Annotated in this window: 19 protein-coding genes; 8 read left to right on the top strand and 11 right to left on the bottom strand. The window is 67.0% G+C overall.

Translation table 11 applies throughout. From position 1 onward, the window contains the following. Positions 1–43: 43 nt before the first annotated feature. The 4 genes from C1926_RS05265 to ligA form a co-directional block, all read right to left on the bottom strand. Positions 44–784, bottom strand: coding sequence for a DUF3011 domain-containing protein (locus C1926_RS05265; protein ID WP_108758456.1), 741 nt, complete (start codon positions 782–784; stop codon positions 44–46). Between the two features lie 132 nt (positions 785–916). Then, on the bottom strand, positions 917–1,873 hold the full coding sequence (epmA, locus tag C1926_RS05260) for an EF-P lysine aminoacylase EpmA (protein WP_108758455.1): 957 nt from the start codon (positions 1,871–1,873) through the stop codon (positions 917–919). Continuing rightward, on the bottom strand, positions 1,870–2,355 hold the full coding sequence (locus C1926_RS05255; protein ID WP_079222381.1) for a GNAT family N-acetyltransferase: 486 nt from the start codon (positions 2,353–2,355) through the stop codon (positions 1,870–1,872). Before C1926_RS05255 ends, epmA begins: the two co-directional genes overlap by 4 nt. A 52-nt stretch (positions 2,356–2,407) precedes the next feature. After that, on the bottom strand, positions 2,408–4,873 hold the full coding sequence (ligA, locus tag C1926_RS05250) for an NAD-dependent DNA ligase LigA (RefSeq protein WP_108758454.1): 2,466 nt from the start codon (positions 4,871–4,873) through the stop codon (positions 2,408–2,410). 250 nt (positions 4,874–5,123) lie between these two features. On the opposite strand from ligA, the gene C1926_RS05245 reads away from it, so the two are divergent. Both C1926_RS05245 and C1926_RS05240 read left to right on the top strand, forming a co-directional pair. Continuing rightward, the gene (locus tag C1926_RS05245; RefSeq protein WP_108758453.1) at positions 5,124–6,239 is read left to right on the top strand and encodes a pyridoxal phosphate-dependent aminotransferase; all 1,116 of its coding nucleotides are present in this window, start codon (positions 5,124–5,126) and stop codon (positions 6,237–6,239) included. A 132-nt stretch (positions 6,240–6,371) separates the two neighbouring features. Continuing rightward, positions 6,372–6,818: a transposase gene (locus tag C1926_RS05240; protein WP_108758452.1), complete on the top strand. Its 447-nt coding sequence runs from the start codon at positions 6,372–6,374 to the stop codon at positions 6,816–6,818. A 123-nt stretch (positions 6,819–6,941) separates the two neighbouring features. On the opposite strand, the gene zipA is transcribed toward C1926_RS05240, so the two are convergent. The 7 genes from zipA to C1926_RS05205 form a co-directional block, all read right to left on the bottom strand. After that, complete coding sequence (gene zipA, locus C1926_RS05235; protein WP_079222384.1) at positions 6,942–7,679, bottom strand: cell division protein ZipA; 738 nt, start codon at positions 7,677–7,679, stop codon at positions 6,942–6,944. A gap of 46 nt (positions 7,680–7,725) precedes the next feature. Next, positions 7,726–11,229 (bottom strand): chromosome segregation protein SMC, encoded by a 3,504-nt coding sequence (smc, locus tag C1926_RS05230; RefSeq protein ID WP_108758451.1) that lies wholly within the window; start codon positions 11,227–11,229, stop codon positions 7,726–7,728. 233 nt (positions 11,230–11,462) lie between these two features. Next, on the bottom strand, positions 11,463–11,915 hold the full coding sequence (gene rplI / locus C1926_RS05225; RefSeq protein WP_079222386.1) for a 50S ribosomal protein L9: 453 nt from the start codon (positions 11,913–11,915) through the stop codon (positions 11,463–11,465). Positions 11,916–12,020: 105 nt separating this feature from the next. Continuing rightward, positions 12,021–12,251 carry a 30S ribosomal protein S18 gene (rpsR, locus tag C1926_RS05220; RefSeq protein WP_002804494.1) on the bottom strand — a complete coding sequence of 77 codons (231 nt, stop codon included), beginning with the start codon at positions 12,249–12,251 and terminating at the stop codon, positions 12,021–12,023. Between the two features lie 11 nt (positions 12,252–12,262). Next, positions 12,263–12,700, bottom strand: coding sequence for a 30S ribosomal protein S6 (gene rpsF / locus C1926_RS05215; protein WP_006376493.1), 438 nt, complete (start codon positions 12,698–12,700; stop codon positions 12,263–12,265). 164 nt (positions 12,701–12,864) lie between these two features. Further along, positions 12,865–13,407 (bottom strand): CbrC family protein, encoded by a 543-nt coding sequence (locus tag C1926_RS05210; RefSeq protein WP_108758450.1) that lies wholly within the window; start codon positions 13,405–13,407, stop codon positions 12,865–12,867. 62 nt (positions 13,408–13,469) lie between these two features. Further along, positions 13,470–13,808, bottom strand: a complete 339-nt coding sequence (locus C1926_RS05205) for an iron-sulfur cluster assembly accessory protein (RefSeq protein ID WP_079222388.1) — start codon at positions 13,806–13,808, stop codon at positions 13,470–13,472. 129 nt (positions 13,809–13,937) lie between these two features. Here C1926_RS05205 and asnS point away from each other — a divergent pair, with 129 nt between their 5' ends. From asnS to C1926_RS05175, 6 genes are all read left to right on the top strand, one after another. Further along, the gene (asnS, locus tag C1926_RS05200; RefSeq protein WP_079222389.1) at positions 13,938–15,332 is read left to right on the top strand and encodes an asparagine--tRNA ligase; all 1,395 of its coding nucleotides are present in this window, start codon (positions 13,938–13,940) and stop codon (positions 15,330–15,332) included. A 33-nt stretch (positions 15,333–15,365) separates the two neighbouring features. Beyond that, the gene (locus C1926_RS05195) at positions 15,366–15,665 is read left to right on the top strand and encodes a hypothetical protein (protein WP_079222390.1); all 300 of its coding nucleotides are present in this window, start codon (positions 15,366–15,368) and stop codon (positions 15,663–15,665) included. A gap of 7 nt (positions 15,666–15,672) precedes the next feature. Next, positions 15,673–15,990, top strand: a complete 318-nt coding sequence (locus tag C1926_RS05190; RefSeq protein WP_108758449.1) for a hypothetical protein — start codon at positions 15,673–15,675, stop codon at positions 15,988–15,990. A gap of 10 nt (positions 15,991–16,000) precedes the next feature. Then, positions 16,001–16,639 (top strand): FMN-binding negative transcriptional regulator, encoded by a 639-nt coding sequence (locus C1926_RS05185; protein ID WP_108758448.1) that lies wholly within the window; start codon positions 16,001–16,003, stop codon positions 16,637–16,639. 71 nt (positions 16,640–16,710) lie between these two features. Beyond that, positions 16,711–17,373, top strand: coding sequence for a carbonate dehydratase (gene can, locus C1926_RS05180; RefSeq protein WP_108758447.1), 663 nt, complete (start codon positions 16,711–16,713; stop codon positions 17,371–17,373). 19 nt (positions 17,374–17,392) lie between these two features. After that, on the top strand, positions 17,393–17,914 hold the full coding sequence (locus tag C1926_RS05175) for a 3-hydroxyanthranilate 3,4-dioxygenase (protein ID WP_108758446.1): 522 nt from the start codon (positions 17,393–17,395) through the stop codon (positions 17,912–17,914). Positions 17,915–17,925: the final 11 nt, after the last annotated feature.

Genomic DNA, 17,925 nt, shown 5'->3' with positions numbered 1-17,925 from the left:
CCATTGTAGGGCCACGCCCGGCGCGGTTGGAGCCTGAGCGGGCTCAATTCACCGAGAAATCGGCGCGGCAGCCGCCATCCACCCAGATGCCGTTGCGGCTCCAGCCCCAGGTCCTGCCTTCCTCGCAGGGCGTGCCGGACAACTGCTTGATCACCTTCGCCTCGGTGGAGATGGTGGCACCGCAGAAGCGCCGCCGCTTGGACTTGGATTCGCAGGTCAGCTTGCGTGCCACGTCGACGAACCGGCCGTCATCGTCGGCCACCTCGAAATCGCCCTGGCAGCCGCGGCTGGTCCAGACCTCGTTGCGCTTGTAGCCCCAGCCCTGCCCTTCGCGGCATGGCAGCACCGAAAGCTGGCGCAGCAGGCGAACCGGCGCGCCATCCAGCCGCACGGGGCAGCTCTGCGGTCGGCCGTTGGATTCGCAGCGCACCACGCGGCGCACCAGGCGCTTGCCCTTGCCGTCGCTGGCAGCAGTCGTGCCAGCGGCACCCTGCGCGGAACGCGCGCGGAATTCAGCACGGCAGCCCAGGGTCACCCACACGCCACTGCGGTCGGTGCCCCACTCGCTGCCACGGATGCAGGTATTGCTCGACAACTGGCGCACCAGGTCGACGCCGTTGCTGACGTCGATATCGCAGTGCACCCAGCCCATGTCGCGCGATTCGCAGGTCACCACTTCGCCCTCGTAGCCGGCCGGCTGGGCCGACGCCGACGACGGCAGCACGCCGCCCCATATCGCCATGGAGTACACCGGTGCCGCCACGACCGCAAACCACTTGACCAAAGCATTCCCCAACGGAGCGGATGAATCACGATGCCAGTGTCCCGCATCAGGCGTGATAAGACCATCATCGTGCTTGCTGAATCAAGCGCGAAATCCGTCGGTTTTGTTCAGGCGCAGCGCACGCGCATGCGTTCAGGCATGCGCGAAATCGAAGGCCAGCACATCGGCGATGCGCGGCGTGCGGTTCATCGCCATCAGCAGGCGATCCACGCCCACCGCGACACCTGCACAGGCAGGCATCGCAGGCAATGCCGCCAGCAAGGCCTCATCGAGCGCCGGCTGCACCTGGCCACGTTCGTGCCGGCGCTGCTGGTCATGTTCGAAGCGCGCACGCTGCTCGCCTGCATCGTTCAGCTCGTGATAGCCGTTGGCGAGCTCGACCGCCCCCAGGTACAACTCGAACCGCTCGGCCAGCGCTGGCGTGCCCGGGCGGATGCGCGCCAGCGCCGCCTGGCTGGCGGGCCAGTCATGCACCACGGTCATGACCGCGTCATCGAAGTGCGGTTGGATGCGGTGGGTCATCAGCAGGTCGAGCCAGTCGTCACGGGTCAGGCCCACCGGATCGATGTGCACGTCACCCAGCGCAGTGCGCAGCGCACCTTCGTCCGCATCGAACGGATCGACGCCGGCATGCTGCAGGAACAGTTCACGGTAGCTGAGCACGCGCAGTGTTGCCGTGCGCCCGACCAGCGCCAACGCCTGGCGCACCAGCTCGGCCGTTTCCTGCACCAGGCGATGGTGGTCCCAGCCCACGCGGTACCACTCCAGCATGGTGAACTCGGGATTGTGGCGGCCACCGGCCTCGCCATTGCGGAACACCCGGCCGAGTTCGTAGCAATCGCCCACGCCCGCGGCGAGCAGGCGCTTCAGGGGAAATTCCGGCGACGTGCGCAGCCAGCGGCGGCGGCCACCGGCATCGACGTGGCCGCTGAAATCGGTATGGAAGCTGTCGATGTTCGGTTCGGTGTTACCGGCCACCGAGAGGATCGGCGTTTCCACTTCCAGCACATCGCGCTCGGCGAAGAAACGGCGCACCAGCGCATTGAGCGCGGCACGCTGCTGCAGCGCGCGCAGCAGGGCCTCGCTCACAGGATGCCCTCCGGGCGCGGGTGGTCCAGCGGCAGGGTCAGCAGATCGCGGGTGTCATCGATGTAGCCGCTGGCCAGGTACAGGCGCCGCGCCAGTTCGTTGTGGTGGTTCACTTCCAGGCGCAGGCGGCTGACACCGCGGCCACGTGCCCGCTGTTCGCAGGTGGCCAGCGCCTGCTTGCCACGGCCGCGGCCGCGCGCGCGGTGCGCCAGGTACAGCTCGTCCAGCAGCATGAAATGGCCGCCCTGCTCCAGGCTGAAGCCCATGGCGATGACCGCGTAGCCGCAGACCTCCCCTGCCTCGTCCAGCCACAGCAGCACTTCGCCGTTGCGCGGGTCGGCCAGCAGTGCATCGACGCCACGGCGCACGCGCGCATCGTCGAATTCGATCTTGTCTTCGGCGTAGAACTCACGCATCAGCGCGATCAGCAGCGCCTCGTCGGCACGGGTGGCCAGGCGGAAATCCAGCGGGGCGGTCTGCATCGGTTGTCCTCTCATGCGTCAGACCGGGCGCACGCGGCGCCCGGCGGGGTCATTACTCGTGTTCGGCCAGATAGGCCAGCAGGCGGTCTTCATCCCACACCGGCACCCCCAGCGACTGCGCCTTGTCCAGCTTGGAGCCGGCCTCGGTGCCCGCCACCAGGAAACTGGTCTTCTTGGAGACACTGCCGGAGACCTTGGCCCCCAGCGCTTCCAGGCGATCCTTGGCGACATCGCGGGTGAGCTGGGCCAGCGTGCCGGTGAGCACCACGGTCTGCCCATCCAGCGGACCAGCGACGACCTCGGCCAGCGCCGGCGCCTTGGCCAGGATGTGCTGCATCTCGGTTTCCGCCGCCAGCAGCATCGCGCCATGGCCATCCGTGTCCAGCCACTGGGCCACGCCGCGCGCGGTGTCATCGGGCAGGCCGGCGTTGACGAACTGGCCATGCTCGGCGTCAAGCACCGCCTGTGCGCTGGGCAGCACGGCCACCAGCTTTTCCGCACGCAGGCGGGTGATGCCGGGAATCTCGGCTTCCACCAGCAGCTGGGCCAGGTCCAGGCCCTCGCGCAGCTTGGCGCTCGGCGGGTGGCCATCGCGGATGCGGACCTGGCCGACCTGCAGCAGCGCGTCGATGGCCTGCTGGTTGCCGTCCTGCTCGAAGAAATGCCCCAGCGAGCGCGCCACTTCGCCACCGATATCCGGCACGCGCTTGAACAGCGGCCACGGCAGGCGGCGGATCAGCGCCAGATCACCAAACCACAGCGCCAGCGCCTTGGCCGTGCTCTCGCCCACGTGTTCGATGCCCAGCGCGAACAGCAGCCGTTCCAGGCTGGCCTCGCGGCTGGCATCGATGGCGGCGATCAGGTTGTCGGCCCACTTGGTCGCGATCTTCTTCGTGTTCCATTCGAACACCACCGGCTGCACCAGCGCCTGCGCGCGCCATGCCGGGTCCTGGCCGTCGAGCTTGAGCACGGCGTTGAGCACGTCGCCACTGCCTTCGGCCGGCAGGTGCGGCTTGAGGCTGTTGGCCAGCGCCGAGGGATCCTCGGCATCGAGCACCAGTTTCAGGTGCAGCAGCTGGTCGCGGGTCAGCTGGTAGAGGTCGGCAACGCGCTTGACGATGCCGGCGTCGACCAGGGTTTCGATGTACTTGTCACCCAGCCCATCGATATCCATCGCACGGCGCGAGGCGAAGTGCGCGATGGCTTCCTTGCGCTGCGCCGGGCAGCTCAGTTCACCCGAGCAGCGCCACGCGGCAGCGCCTTCTTCGCGCACGATCTCCGAGCCGCACACCGGGCAACGGGTCGGCATCTGCCACGGCGTGGTGCCCTGCGGGCGGCGGTCGAGGATGACGCTGACCACTTCGGGAATGACATCACCGGCGCGGCGCACGATCACGCTGTCGCCCACGCGCACGTCCAGGCGTGCGATCTGGTCGGCGTTGTGCAGCGTGGCGTTGGAGACAATCACGCCGGCCACTGCCACCGGCGCCAGGCGCGCGACCGGTGTTGCGGCACCGGTGCGGCCGATCTGGATCTCGATCGCCTCGACCGTGGTGCTCTGTTCCTGCGCCGGGAACTTGTGCGCGATGGCCCAGCGCGGCGCGCGCGAGACGAAGCCCATGGCCTGCTGGCCGGCGCGATCGTCGAGCTTGTAGACCACGCCGTCGATATCGAACGGCAGGCCGTCGCGGCGCTCGCCGATGTCACGGTAGTAACCGAGCAGGCCGTCAGTGCCGTCCACCACCTTGCACAGCTCGCTCACCGGGAAACCCCAGGCCCCCAGCTGCGCCAGCGTGCCCGAATGGGTGTCAGGCAGTTCACCGCCCTGCACGTCGCCGGTGCCGTAGGCAAAGAAGCTCAGCCTGCGCTGTGCACTCATCTTCGCATCCAGCTGGCGCAGCGAACCGGCCGCGGCATTGCGTGGGTTGGCCAGCACCTTGCCGCCGTGCAGGCGCGCGCGATCGTTGTAGGCCTCGAAATCGGCACGGGCCATGTAGACCTCGCCGCGCACTTCCAGCACGTCGGGCCAGTCCTGGCCCTGCAGACGCTTGGGAATGTCGTTGATCTCACGCAGGTTGGCGGTCACGTCCTCGCCGGTGCTGCCATCGCCACGGGTGGCGCCCAGCACGAACGCGCCGTATTCATAACGCAGGCTGATCGCCAGCCCGTCCATCTTCGGTTCGGCCGAGAACTGCAGGCTGCGGCGGCCGAGGCGCTCGTCGATGCGGCGCACGAAATCGGCCACTTCCTCATCGCTGAAGGCGTTGGACAGCGACAGCATCGGCACCGCATGGCGCACCTCGGCGAAGCGGCCGGACGGACGCGCACCCACCTGCTGGGTGGGGCTGTCGGCCACGGCCAGTTCCGGGTGCTCGCGTTCCAGCGCCTCCAGCTCGCGTACGAGCCGGTCGTAGTCGACATCGGGGATCTCCGGCGCGTCCAGCTCGTGGTAGGCGCGGTTGGCCTGGGCGATCTGCCGGCGGAGGTCTTCGGCGCGTTCGGCGGGGCTGGAGCTCATCGGGATCCGGTGTTTCTGGGATGGCCGTGAATTCTACCGCGCCCGGGCGCCAGGCCCCGTCATGCTGGCACCTCTCGGGGTCGGATCCCCGAAGGGGCTCTGACCCCGACCGTGGACTGCCTCCTTTGTAGTCGAGCTTGCTCGACTGGGCCGGTAGAGCAGTCGAGCAAGCTCGACTCTACAAACACCCCGCTTGCCGCCCGCCCCCACCAGCGTTAGCGTGCTGCGGTTGCCCTCCGGAATCCTCCCCGTGTCCCTGCCCGCTTCCCGCCGCCACTTCCTGCAACTGGCCGGGGTCGGCCTTGTCGCCGCCGGCAGCAGCCTGCCCCGCCTCGGCCAGGCCCAGCCCGCCGCCGCACCCGCTGCCGCCGGTCCGGTCCTGCTCAACTTCAACGAGTGCCCGTATGGCCCCTCGCCCGCCGCCCAGCAGGCGGCACGCGACAGCATCGCCGGCAGCGGCCGGTATCAGTTCGCCCTGGCGGGGCAGGTGCGCGATGCCTTCGTCGCCCAGGCCGGCATCCCGGCCGATCATGTGCGCCTCTACCCGGGTTCGAGCGAGCCGTTGAACCGCTCCGCCACGCTGTGGACCGGCCCGCAGGCAGCGCTGGTGGTGGCCGACCCCACCTTCGAAACGCTCGGTGACATGGCTGCTGCGCGTGGCGCTCATGTGCAGAAGGTGCCGCTGCGCGCCGATGGTGCGCACGACCTGCGCGCGATGGTGGCTGCGGCGCATGCGCAGCCGACGGGGCTGATGTACGTATGCAATCCGAACAACCCCACCGGCTCGATCAGCCCGGCGGCCGAACTGGCCTGGCTGCTGGCCAACAAGCCGACCAGCACCCGCGTACTGGTGGACGAGGCCTACCTGCAGTACAGCGATCAGCCGAGCCTGATCGCACAGGTGGCCCATCGCGATGACCTGATCGTGCTGCGTACGTTCTCCAAGCTCTACGGCATGGCCGGCCTGCGCCTGGGCATTGCGGCGGCCCACCCCGACCGGCTGCGCGAACTGGGCAGCCTGGGCGAGAACCCGCTGCCGGTGCCGGCGCTGGCGGCCGCGCTGGCCAGCCTGCAGGATCCCGGGTTGATCGCGCAGCGGCGACTGCAGAATGCGAAGGCCCGGCAGGCCACCATCGCCTGGCTGGGCAAGCGCGGCTTCAGCTGCGTGCCGTCGGAAGCAAACTGCTTCGTGGTGGATGTGCAGCGCGACGGCAACGCGTTCGCCAAGGCGATGGCCGACGACGGCGTGGTGATCGGCCGCAGCTGGCCGATCTGGCCGCAACGCGTGCGGGTGACCGTGGGCACCGAAGAGGAAATGGCCGCGTTCCGTCGCGCATTCGCGAAGGTCACCGGCGTGCCGATGTAGAGTCGAGCCATGCTCAGCTGGGGCGCGGCCTGGCCCTCTGTAGAGTCGAGCCATGCTCGACTGGGGCCTTCCCTACAAGCTTGACCGCATTCAAGCGATACCCAAGCTGCCTCAGCCAGCCAATGCTGAGTCATGCCCAGCCCACAACTACTGAAAGGCCGTTGGTCGCAATTGCGGAACGTCTACGCGATCACCACGGTCACCCACCAGCGCCATCGGCACTTTGATGATCCAGCCCACGCAGCCGTGATTGTTGCGGGGTTACAGTGGATCGAGCAGGAAAGCCGATGTCTCAACCTGGCCTGGGCGGTCATGCCGGATCACGTACATTGGTTGATGCAACTGCGCTCGGGAACCCTTGCCGCGTCGGTGCAGATGATGAAATCGCGTTGCAGCCGACTCATCGGCACCGACGGACCACTCTGGCAGCGTGGCTACTACGACCATGCGGTGCGGTGTGACGAATCCTTGAAGAACCAAGCGCTCTATATCGCAGCGAATCCTGTCCGCGCCGGACTGGCGGCCCAGCTCGGCGATCATCCGTTTGCCTGGTGCCGGTGGTTCGATAGCGCGCCCTAGGGCGGGTCGCGCACGACCCATCTTGCGGAGTCGAGCATGGCTCGACTCTACATAAAGGCAGTCGAGCATGGCTCGACTCTACATAAAGGCAGTCGAGCATGGCTCGACTCTACAGAAGGGCGTTTACCAGCGCGGGGTCTTGGTCAGCGGCGGGGCCTGGTGCTGGCGGTCGTAGGCACGCAGCTCGTCGCGGATGTGGGCGATGCGCTGGCGGCCCAGGGCGTTGCGGCTGTCATCCAGCACCACGCCATCAAGCAGCTCGGCCATGCGCTGCACGGTCGGCAGCATCTTTTCCCAGGCATCCAGCGCGGTCAGCGGCGCCGGCAAGGTGAGGAAGAAGGCAATTGCCGGGGTTTCCATGGCGCGGATGTTGGCCATGTCAAAGCTGCCCGGCTTCATGATGCTGGCCATCGAGAAGATCGGGCCGCGCTCGGGATGGCCTTCCACCAGGCGGTGGAACACGTTCATGTGGCCGAACACCAGGCCGGTCTTCTCGGCCGCCACCACGATGTCCTCGCCACGCAGCTGCTCACCGGCGCGGGCGGCCACGAACAACGACACGATCTTGTCGAAGTCCTGGGTCGCGCGCTTGCCCAGATCGCTGCTGCCGGCATCGGTATCGGCCAGGCCAAGCTCGGCCTGCTGGCCTTCATCGCCCAGGCCCGGCTCGCTGCGGGTCTCGGCCAGGGCCACGCCGTCTTCGCCCAGCACCGGCTCGCGGCGCTCGCCGGCAGTCGGTTCAGCGCTCTCCACGCGACGTCCCTGCGGCTTCTTCTTCGGACGGCCAAACAGGAAGATCGCAGCAACCAGCAGCAGGCCGGCGGCCAGGATGCCGATGCGCAACAGTGCCGTGTCGGTCATTCGGTAGGTACTCCGGCTAGTTCATTCAGGTAACTAGAATGGCACGTCATGCCGCGCCCGCCAATCGCGCGGCTTCTTCCAGGTCCACGCTGACCAGGCGGCTGACGCCCGGCTCGCGCATGGTGACGCCCGAAAGCTGGTGGGCCGCCTCCATCGTTGCCTTGTTGTGGCTGACGAACAGGAACTGCACCTTCTCGCTCATCTCCTTGACCATGTTGGCCAGGCGGCCGACGTTGGCCTCGTCCAGCGGCGCATCCACCTCGTCCAGCAGGCAGAACGGCGCGGGGTTGAGCTGGAAGATGGCGAACACCAGGGCCACCGCGGTCATCGCCTTCTCGCCGCCGGACAGCAGCGAAATGCTGGACACGCGCTTGCCCGGCGGGCGCGCCATGATGGTCACGCCAGTGTCGAGCAGGTCTTCACCGGTCAGTTCCAGGTAGGCATGGCCGCCGCCGAACAGGCGCGGGTACAGCGCCTGCACGCCGGCGTTGACCCGGTCGAAAGTGTCCTTGAAGCGCCCGCGGGTTTCGCGGTCGATCTTGCGGATGGCGTCTTCCAGGGTTTCCAGTGCGGTGGTCAGGTCGGTGTGCTGCGCGTCCAGATAATCCGAACGCTGCGAGGCCTCGCCGTACTCGTGGATGGCCGCCAGGTTGACCGGCTCCAGCCGGCGCATGCGGCCATCGATCTGGTGCACCGCCTGTTCCCAGTCGCCCAGGCGGGCATCGTCGGGCAGCGCGTTGAGCACGTCCTGCAGAACGAAACCGGCCTTTTCCACCGCGCCCTGCAGGGTCTCGGCGCTGAGCACCAACGCCTGCTGGTCCAGCTTGCGCTGCGAAATGCGCTCCCGCTGGGCCAGCGCCTGCTCGTCACGCTGGTGGCGGGTCTGTTCGTAATTGCGCAGCTCGGCGTCGATGCCATCGAGCAGCGTGCGCGCTTCGGTCAGCACGCGGTCGGCGCGAACGCGCTCTTCCAGCGCGTTCTGGTGTTCGGACTGCAGTGATTCGACCGGCGAATCGCCTTCGTCCAGCTGCGAATGCAGTTCGCCCAGGCGCGAATCCAGCTGGCCGCGCTGCGTGCTCATGCGCTCCAGTGCCTGGCTCAGCGATGCCACCTGGGCACGCTGCGATTCCAGGGTCAGGGCCAGGGCATGCGAGCGCTCGCGCACGGAACGCGCCGCTTCTCGGGCCAGGTCGCGCGCATCGGTCAGCTGGCGGCGTTCGCCTTCCAGGCCCTGCCGCGTCGACTCCAGGTCGCCCATGCTGCTGACGGCGTTTTCCAGCCGCGAGCGCGCCTCGCGCGCCTGTTCGCGATTGACGTCCAGTGTTTCAAGCAACTGCGCCAGCTCGCCTTCGATGCGATCGATGCGCGTGCGCGCAGCTTCCACCTTGCCCTGCTGGCCCTGCAGCTGGCCGGCCAGCTCGGACACCGCACGATGGGCCTGGTACAACGAGCGCTGCGCGTCCTCGCGCTGCTGCTCCGCTGCCAGCAGCTGGTCACGGAAACCAGCGAGCTGTTCTTCCAGCTCGGCCTCGCGGTCCTGCAGCTGCTCGATCTGCTCGCGCAGTTCGTTGATCTCGCGTTCGCGCAGCAGCGCGCCCTGCTCGGCCGCACCGGAGCGCGACACGCGCAGCCAGCCCTGGCCCAGGCGCTCGCCGCCCTGGGTGATGATGGAATCGCCCTCGGGCAGGCCCACCTGCAGCGTCTTCGCTTCGGCCAGATCGCGGGCACCGTGCAGGTGCGCCAGCAGGCGGCGGATCGCGACCGGGCCGCGTACGCGCGCCGCCAGCGACGTCGGCGCCACCTTCAACTCACCGGCATCGTCGGCCACCAGCGCGATGCGGCCGTCGCCCAGCTCGCCCAGTGCATCGACCAGGCGCGCCGGATCATCCACCAGCACGCCTTCGATCAACTGGCCGAGCGCGCTTTCCACGGCATTTTCCCAGCCCGCGTCGACGTCCAGGCGCTCGCCCACGCGCGCGGCCGAATCCAGCCCCTGCGCCTTCAGCCAGGCCACGGCGGCACCCTGCTCCTGGCCGAGTGCGGCCTGCTGCAGGGTTTCCAGCGAGGCCAGGCGGCCACGCAGGCCATTGGCCTGCTTGCGCAGCTCGGCCAGTTCGTTCTGGCCCGTGCGCTGCTGTTCCTGCACGGCGGCCACGCCCTGCTTGCGCTGCTCGACGTCCTCGCCGAGTTCGTCCAGCGCGGTCTTCTGCGTTTCGTGCTGCAGGTGCAGCTGCTCAAAGGCCTCCTCCAGCGCATCCACATCCAGCCCGGCGCGCTCGGCGGCCAGCGCTTCGCGGCGGCGGTCGGCATCGAGGATCTGCTTGTCCAGGTAGTCCACGCGGGTGCGCTCGACATCGCCGGCGCGCGAAGCTTCCGAACTCTGCGAGGTGTGCTGCTCCCAGCGCTGCTGCCAGCTGGCCAGGCGGTCTTCGGCCTCGCGCAGGCTTTCCTGCTTGATCTCGTTTTCTTCCTGCAGCGCTTCCAGCTGCGGGGTGGCATCGTCGACCGCCTCGCGCAGCACCATCAGCTTGGCTTCGTCGCCGCTGATGTGCTGGCCCAGCTCGGACAGTGCCTGCCGGGTTTCATCGCGCGCCTTGTGCAGGCGCTGCGACAGTTCGCGCTGGTGCTGGATCTGCTGCTCGACGCGGGCCAGGGTGCTGCCCACCTGGTAGACGGCGGCCTGCGCGGTATTGAGCGCGTCGGCGGCCTCTTCGCGGCGCACGCGCGAGGTCTCGATGCGGGCCTCGGCGTCACGCTGGTCGGCGATCAGCTGCTGCAGCTTGGTTTCTTCCTGCGACAGGCCTTCGCGCAGCTTGGACAGGCGGCCATCGAGGCCGCGGAACTCCAGGGTCTTCCACTCGGCATCCTTGACCCGGCGCTCTTCCTGCAGGGCCTGGTACTGCTCGGCCTGCCGGGCCTGGCGCTTGAGGTGTTCGAGCTGCTTGCTGATCTCGTCGCGCAGGTCGCCCAGGCGGTCGAGGTTCTCGCGGGTATGGCGGATGCGGGTTTCGGTTTCCTTGCGGCGCTCCTTGTACTTGGAGATGCCTGCGGCCTCTTCCAGGTACACGCGCAGGTCTTCCGGCCGCGCCTCGATGATCTGGCTGATCATGCCCTGCTCGATGATCGAGTAGCTGCGCGGCCCCAGGCCGGTGCCCAGGAACAGATCGGTGATATCGCGGCGGCGGCACTTGGTGCCGTTGAGATAATAGTTGCTGCTGCCGTCGCGGCTGACGGTGCGCTTGACCGAGATTTCGTTGAACGAGGCGTACTCGCCGGAAATCGTGTGGTCCGAATTGTCGAAGATCAGCTCGACGGTGGCCTGCGAGACCGGCTTGCGGGCGTTGGAACCGGAGAAGATCACGTCGGTCAGCGAGTCGCCGCGCAGGCGGCTGGCCGAACTTTCGCCCATGACCCAGCGCACGGCGTCGATGATGTTCGACTTGCCGCAGCCATTGGGCCCCACCACGCCGGTCATGTTGGTCGGCAGGTGCAGGGTGGTCGGATCGACGAACGACTTGAAGCCGGACAGCTTGATCGTGGAAAGACGCATAGAGGTTCCGGACTGGGGCCGGCGAGCGGCCTGCTTACCCTCCAAGTCATTGATCCTGCTGGGATCGCTGGCCGTGGAACGGGTGTGACGCCCTGAGTATACCGATGTGGCTGTGTTCTACGAGGGGCGTGGAACATTACCCGGGCCCGGCCGCGCGGACAGGGGCCCACAAAAACAAAACGGGCACCCTTGCGGGCGCCCGTTCTGGTGACACCAGGCCTTGCGGCTTGGGATCAGGCCTTTTCGGCTTCAACCACAACCTTGACGGTGGTTTCGACGTCGGCGTGCAGGTGCACCAGGACGTCGTACTCACCGATGTTGCGGAAGGCGCCTTCGCCCAGGATGACTTCGCTCTTGTTCAGCTCGAAGCCGGCAGCGGTGAAGGCATCAGCGATTTCGCGGGCGCCGACCGAGCCGTACAGCTTGCCTTCGGTCGAAGCGTTGGCGGCGATGGTCACGCTCGCGCCTTCCAGCTTGGCCTTGCGGGCGTCAGCGTCGGCGTGGATGGCCTGGGCCTTGGCTTCGTATTCGGCGCGCTTGGCTTCGAACTCGGCCTTGTTGCTCTCGGTGGCCGGAACGGCCTTGCCCTGCGGCACGAGGAAGTTACGGCCGTAGCCCGGCTTCACGTCAACCAGGTCGCCCAGGTTGCCGAGGTTGGTGACTTTCTGCAGGAGGATCAGCTGCATGGTATTGCTCCAGATAAGTTATTCGTTAGCGAGGCAATGCCCCGCAACAAAGGCTGTCCGAATAGCTGGCACAGCGGGGGCGGCACCGGGCCGCCCCGCCGGGCATCAGACGTCGTGGTTGTCGGTGTACGGGATCAGGGCCAGGAAGCGAGCGCGCTTGACGGCGGTCGCCAGCTGGCGCTGGTACTTCGACTTGGTACCGGTGACGCGGCTCGGCACGATCTTGCCGTTCTCGGTCAGGTACTGGCGCAGGGTGTTGAGATCCTTGTAATCGATCTCCTTGACACCTTCAGCGGTGAACTTGCAGAACTTGCGGCGACGGAAGAACTTGGACATGTCAGTGCTCCTTAGGCGGCCGAAGCGGCGTCGTCGCCGGCATCGTTGTCAGCGGCGGGGGTGGTTTCGCCTTCTTCGTCATCACGACGACGACGCTCACCACGCTCGGGCTTGTCACCCTTCTCGTCCTTGCTCTTCATGATCAGCGACTGCTCGGTGTCAGCCTCGTCACGCTTGATGACCAGGTTGCGCAGCACGGCGTCGTTGAAGCGGAAGCTTTCGGTCAGTTCGTTCAGAACGGCCTGGTCGGCTTCGATGTTCAGCAGCACGTAGTGCGCCTTCACCAGGTTCTGGATCGGGTACGCCAGCTGGCGGCGGCCCCAGTCTTCCAGACGGTGGATGGTGCCGTTGCCGTTCTCGACCAGCGACTTGTAGCGCTCGATCATGGCCGGGACCTGCTCGCTCTGGTCCGGGTGGACCATGAACACGATTTCGTAATGACGACTCATGTTTTTCTACCTTTCGGATGTGGCCTTGCGGCCGGACAGCCCCCCGCCGTGGTTACCGCGGTGGGGCAAGGGTTCCCGCCAGGAAGGCAGGAAGCCGCGCATTATGGCGCAGATGGGGGTGCCGGGCAACCGGCCGGGGCCAGGCAACCTGAACCCGCCCCGGGCTACCCCAGATCGACATGAAGGCGGTGCTGGCCGCATTCCAGGCACTGGAACAGGCACCCGACCATCTCGCCATCCCGGCTCAGATGTTCCAGCACCCAGTCGGCGTCGCGCGGGTTGACCTCGGCCACGTCCGGCCGGACCTCGTCGAGGATGGGCTGGAGGTCTTCGCTGCCGGCATAGCCGAGGAAGGCGCAGGGCCGTTCACAGTGGCTGAGCCAGACCGACTGCTGCCAGGAGGCATAACCTGGAGTGCGCTCGCAGATCTCCAGCAGCAGCGGGCGGGCAATGGTCGGCGGCGGGTCGGCCGGGTCCGGCGACACCCCCTCGATATCACTCCAGCCAGTGAACTCGCCACCGTAACGGGCCGCGGCCCTGCCATCGGCGATGCACCACGGGCACAGATAATCCGGGCGCAGGTGTGTGTAGAACGGCCCCCGGTAGCGCAGCGTCCGCGGCTCGCCGCAGCAGTCGCAGACCCCGTCGATATCCTCGAAGGACAGTGCGTAGGCGTTGGGGTGATAGGTGAAGACCGGTCGTTCCATTCCGTGGATTCCTTCCCTGCCAACCAAGGCCGGCATCTACCCGAGCAGGCTCTGGGCGAGGCTCAGGCCTTGTCGGCGTCGGTGGTGAAGCTTTCGCCGCAGCCGCACTCGGCAGTGGCGTTCGGGTTGCTGAACGTGAAGGTCTCACTCAGGCCGTGCTTGCCGAAGTCGATCACGGTGCCGTCCACCAGGGCCAGGCTCTTGGCGTCGACATAGATCTTCACGCCGTCCTGGTCGAACACGGTGTCGCCGTCACGCTCGTCACGGGCCAGGTCGGTCACGTGGCCCCAGCCGGAGCAGCCGGTCTTGGTCACGCCGAAGCGCAGGCCCAGGGCGCCGGGGGTCTGGGCGACGAAGCGCTGCACGCGCTCGAAGGCGATGGGGGTCAGGCTGACGGCCATGAGGCTTACTCCAAGGGTACGGGGACATTATAAGGAGCCAAGGGGCGCAGAAATGCCTCGCAAGCAGAACGCTGCAACCGGTAAACTCCCGTGTTCACAGATCGAGTCGATCAGCAGAGGATTCAAGTCATGACGGTGGTCAGCGTTGAACATGCGCTTGCCGGGAAGATCCCGGAAGGCGGCGAAGTCACGGTACGCGGATGGGTGCGCACGGTGCGCGGTTCAGCGAATCTGGCCTTCGTCAATGTGAGCGACGGTTCCTGCTTCGCGCCGATCCAGGTCGTGGCCAACGACACCCTGGCCAATTTCGACGAGATCAAGCGCCTGACCAGCGGCTGCTCGGTCATCGCCACCGGCACCCTGGTGAAGTCGCAGGGCAAGGGCCAGTCGTTCGAGATCCAGGCCAGCGCGCTGGAGGTGGTCGGCTGGGTCGAGGACCCGCTCACCTACCCGATCCAGCCCAAGCCGATGTCGCCGGAGTTCCTGCGTGAAGTGGCGCACCTGCGCCCGCGCACCAACCTGTTCGGCGCGGTCACCCGCATCCGCAACTGCCTGGCCCAGGCCGTGCACCGTTTCTTCCACGAGAACGGCTTCAACTGGATCAGCACCCCGATCATCACCACGTCCGACGCCGAAGGCGCCGGCCAGATGTTCCGCGTGTCCACCCTGGACATGGTGAACCTGCCGCGCGACGAGAAGGGCGCGATCGATTTCAGCCGCGATTTCTTCGGCAAGGAAACCTTCCTGACCGTGTCCGGCCAGCTGAACGTCGAGGCCTACTGCCTGGCGCTGAGCAAGGTCTACACGTTCGGCCCGACCTTCCGCGCCGAAAACAGCCACACCACCCGCCACCTGGCGGAGTTCTGGATGATCGAACCGGAAATCGCCTTCGCCGACCTGGCCGAAGACGCACGCCTGGCCGAAGAGTTCCTGAAGTACCTGTTCCGTGCCGTGCTGAACGAGCGCGGTGACGACCTGGCCTTCATCGCAGAACGCGTGGACAAGAACGCGATCACCAAGCTGGAAGACTTCATCAACGCACCGTTCGAGCGCATCGACTACACCGATGCGGTCAGCCTGCTGCAGAAGTCGGGCAAGAAGTTCGACTTCCCGGTCGAATGGGGCCTGGACCTGCAGACCGAGCACGAGCGCTGGCTGACCGAGGAACACGTCGGCCGCCCGGTGGTGGTGACCAACTACCCCGAGCACATCAAGGCCTTCTACATGCGCCTGAACGACGACGGCAAGACCGTCGCCGCGATGGACGTGCTGGCTCCGGGCATCGGCGAGATCATCGGTGGCAGCCAGCGCGAAGAGCGCCTGGACGTGCTGGATGCGCGCATGGCCCAGTTCGGCCTGGATCGCGAGCATTACAGCTGGTACCGCGATTTCCGCCGCTACGGTTCGGTGCCGCACGCCGGCTTCGGCCTGGGCTTCGAGCGCCTGGTGGTCTACGTCTGCGGCCTGTCCAACATCCGCGATGCGATCCCCTACCCGCGCGCCCCGGGCAGCGCGGACTTCTAAGCCCACCCCCAACGACCACGGAGGTACTGCCCCATGACCCTGTTCTTCGCCCTCTGTTTCGTCGGCGTCGCAGTGGCCGGGTTCAGTGCCTTCGTGATCTTCTGGCCATTGACCCTGGTGCACGTGCGCGACCGCCATCCGGCGCTCGCCGCGCGCTTCGGCAATGGCGCCTTCCTCAAGCCCGATGCCTTGGCCTGGCTGCTGCGCCGCGATTACCGCCAGCAGCCGGACCGTTCGCTGTCCGGGCTGGCGACGCCGGCCTGGGTATCGCTGCTGACCCTGCTGGCCGGACTGGGCATGGCTGCCCTGCTCTGGGTGGCTTCGCTCTGGTAACGCACACATGAACGACAACAACAACGACGCGCGTGACAGCTGGTGGCTGGCCAGCCTCGGCAACACCCTGATCTGGGCCCGCCTGCGCGTGCGCCCGGCCGGCACCGCCGAAGTGCTCGACAGCGATGGCAACACGCTGAGCTATGACAGCGAAGACACCGCGCGTTCGCAGCTGTTCGACGCCGAGTTCGTCGAGTACGACGGCCTGGACGAAGAAGACGCCCTGGTGCGCGGCTTCAGCCTGCACGAAGTGCAGCCGCCGCAGGCCGGCAGCGATGAAGGCCTGCGCGGGCGCATGGTGCAGTCGCTGGGCGCGCGCGCGTAAGGCGCCAACCATGTTCACCCCACGCGACTTCGCCGCGACCGACCTGCTCTGGCTGGATCGCCTGCTGGCGCGTGATCCGTTCGTCACCGTGCTGACCACCGGTGACGACGGCCTGCCCGAACTGACCCGCGTGCCCGTGCTGTACCGGCGCAACGGCGACCAGATCGAACTGCGCGGCCACTGGGCCCGGGCCAACCCGCAGGCGCGCCATGACGGCGCGACCAAGGTGCTGGTGGACGGCCCGCATGGCTACGTGTCGGCCAGCTGGTACCCGGACAAGGAAGCCGCCTCGCGCGTGCCGACCTGGAACTATGCCGCCGCCGAACTGCGTGGCCAGCTGCAGCGTTTCGACGATACCGACGAACTGGCCCAACTGGTCTCCGATATCGGCGACCGCTTCGAAGCCAGCGTCGGCCAGGCCTGGCGGTTCGAGCCGCAGCGTGACGACCACCGTCGCCAGCTGCGCGGCATCATCGGCTTCCGCTTCCAGGTCGAACAGGTGCAGCTGAAGCTGAAACTGAGCCAGAACCACCCCGAGGCCAACCAGCAGGCGGTGATCGCCGAACTGGAAAAGCTCGACTCCCCGCATTTCACCGAGCTGGCGCAGTGGATGCGCTGGCACCGCGCGCAGACCGCCGCCAGCGACTGAGCGCATTGTTTCCCGCGAAGGCGCGGCCGGACGGCCACGCCCCTCGCCCACCCGACGCCAGGGACCCGAACATGAAAGACATCCACAAGCTGCTGCAGAACAACCGCGACTGGGCCGACCGCATCGAGAAGGAAGACCCCGAGTTCTTCCACCAGCTGGCCAAGCAGCAGCACCCGGAATACCTGTGGATCGGCTGTTCCGATTCGCGCGTGCCGGCCAACCAGATCATCGGCATGGCACCGGGCGAAGTGTTCGTGCACCGCAACGTGGCGAACGTCGTGGCCCACACCGATCTGAACTGCCTGAGCGTGGTGCAGTACGCGGTGGACCAGCTGAAGGTGAAGCACATCCTGATCGTCGGCCATTACGGCTGCGGCGGCGTGCACGCCTGCCTGCACAACACCCGCGTGGGCCTGGCTGACAACTGGCTGCGTCATGTCGGTGATGTCATGCAGAAGCACAGCGCGATCATCGACGCGATTGAAACCGACGAACTCAAGCATGCACGCCTGTGCGAACTGAACGTGATCGAGCAGGTGGCCAATCTGTGCCGCTCGACCATCGTGCAGGACGCCTGGGCGCGGGGCCAGAAGTTGATGGTGCATGGCTGGGTCTACAGCCTGAAGGATGGCCGTGTGCGCGAGATGGGCATCGATGTCGGCGCGCTGGAAGAGCTGCAGCCGGCCTATGAAAAGGCCCTGTCCTACGTGCCGCGCAAGGGCAAGCGCGACTGACCTCCCAGGGGAACCGACCATGCTCGCCTCGCCGATCAACCTGCACGCCTGGATCGAAGAACACCGCCACCTGCTGAAGCCGCCGGTGGGCAACAAGATGATCGACAACGGCGACTTCATCGTGATGGTGGTGGGCGGGCCGAACTCGCGCACCGACTACCACTACGACGAAGGCCCGGAGTGGTTCTACCAGCTGGAAGGCGAGATGGTGCTGAAGGTGCAGGAGGATGGCGCAGTACGTGACATCCCCATCCGCGCCGGCGAGATCTTCCTGCTGCCGGCCAAGGTGCCGCATTCGCCGCGGCGCCCGCCTGGCGGCATCGGCCTGGTGGTCGAGCGCAAGCGCCTGCCGCATGAGAAGGACGGCGTGATCTGGCATTGCGAGCGCTGCAACCACAAGCTGCACGAAGAGTATTTCCCGCTGCAGAACATCGAGACCGACCTGCCCAAGGTGTTCGCGCGCTACCAGGCCAGCCTGGAACTGCGCACCTGCAGCGAATGTGGGCACGTGGATCCGTTGCCGGCACCGGCGGCGGGCTGAACGTTCGCCGG

The organism is Stenotrophomonas sp. ZAC14A_NAIMI4_1, from assembly GCF_003086915.1.
In the GTDB taxonomy this organism is placed as follows: Bacteria; Pseudomonadota; Gammaproteobacteria; order Xanthomonadales; family Xanthomonadaceae; genus Stenotrophomonas.
This window is presented reverse-complemented; position numbering and strand designations above follow the sequence as displayed.

Excerpts from the sequence above, each read along its gene's own strand:
- C1926_RS05240 (WP_108758452.1), top strand. The coding sequence starts at position 6,372 with ATGCCCAGCCCACAACTACTGAAAGGCCGTTGGTCGCAATTGCGGAAC.
- C1926_RS05195 (WP_079222390.1), top strand. The coding sequence starts at position 15,366 with ATGACCCTGTTCTTCGCCCTCTGTTTCGTCGGCGTCGCAGTGGCCGGG.
- rpsF (WP_006376493.1), bottom strand. The coding sequence starts at position 12,700 with ATGAGTCGTCATTACGAAATCGTGTTCATGGTCCACCCGGACCAGAGC.
- C1926_RS05210 (WP_108758450.1), bottom strand. The coding sequence starts at position 13,407 with ATGGAACGACCGGTCTTCACCTATCACCCCAACGCCTACGCACTGTCC.
- can (WP_108758447.1), top strand. The coding sequence starts at position 16,711 with ATGAAAGACATCCACAAGCTGCTGCAGAACAACCGCGACTGGGCCGAC.
- C1926_RS05205 (WP_079222388.1), bottom strand. The coding sequence starts at position 13,808 with ATGGCCGTCAGCCTGACCCCCATCGCCTTCGAGCGCGTGCAGCGCTTC.
- zipA (WP_079222384.1), bottom strand. The coding sequence starts at position 7,679 with ATGACCGACACGGCACTGTTGCGCATCGGCATCCTGGCCGCCGGCCTG.
- smc (WP_108758451.1), bottom strand. The coding sequence starts at position 11,229 with ATGCGTCTTTCCACGATCAAGCTGTCCGGCTTCAAGTCGTTCGTCGAT.
- C1926_RS05185 (WP_108758448.1), top strand. The coding sequence starts at position 16,001 with ATGTTCACCCCACGCGACTTCGCCGCGACCGACCTGCTCTGGCTGGAT.
- rplI (WP_079222386.1), bottom strand. The coding sequence starts at position 11,915 with ATGCAGCTGATCCTCCTGCAGAAAGTCACCAACCTCGGCAACCTGGGC.
- rpsR (WP_002804494.1), bottom strand. The coding sequence starts at position 12,251 with ATGTCCAAGTTCTTCCGTCGCCGCAAGTTCTGCAAGTTCACCGCTGAA.
- C1926_RS05255 (WP_079222381.1), bottom strand. The coding sequence starts at position 2,355 with ATGCAGACCGCCCCGCTGGATTTCCGCCTGGCCACCCGTGCCGACGAG.
- C1926_RS05190 (WP_108758449.1), top strand. The coding sequence starts at position 15,673 with ATGAACGACAACAACAACGACGCGCGTGACAGCTGGTGGCTGGCCAGC.
- asnS (WP_079222389.1), top strand. The coding sequence starts at position 13,938 with ATGACGGTGGTCAGCGTTGAACATGCGCTTGCCGGGAAGATCCCGGAA.
- C1926_RS05175 (WP_108758446.1), top strand. The coding sequence starts at position 17,393 with ATGCTCGCCTCGCCGATCAACCTGCACGCCTGGATCGAAGAACACCGC.
- ligA (WP_108758454.1), bottom strand. The coding sequence starts at position 4,873 with ATGAGCTCCAGCCCCGCCGAACGCGCCGAAGACCTCCGCCGGCAGATC.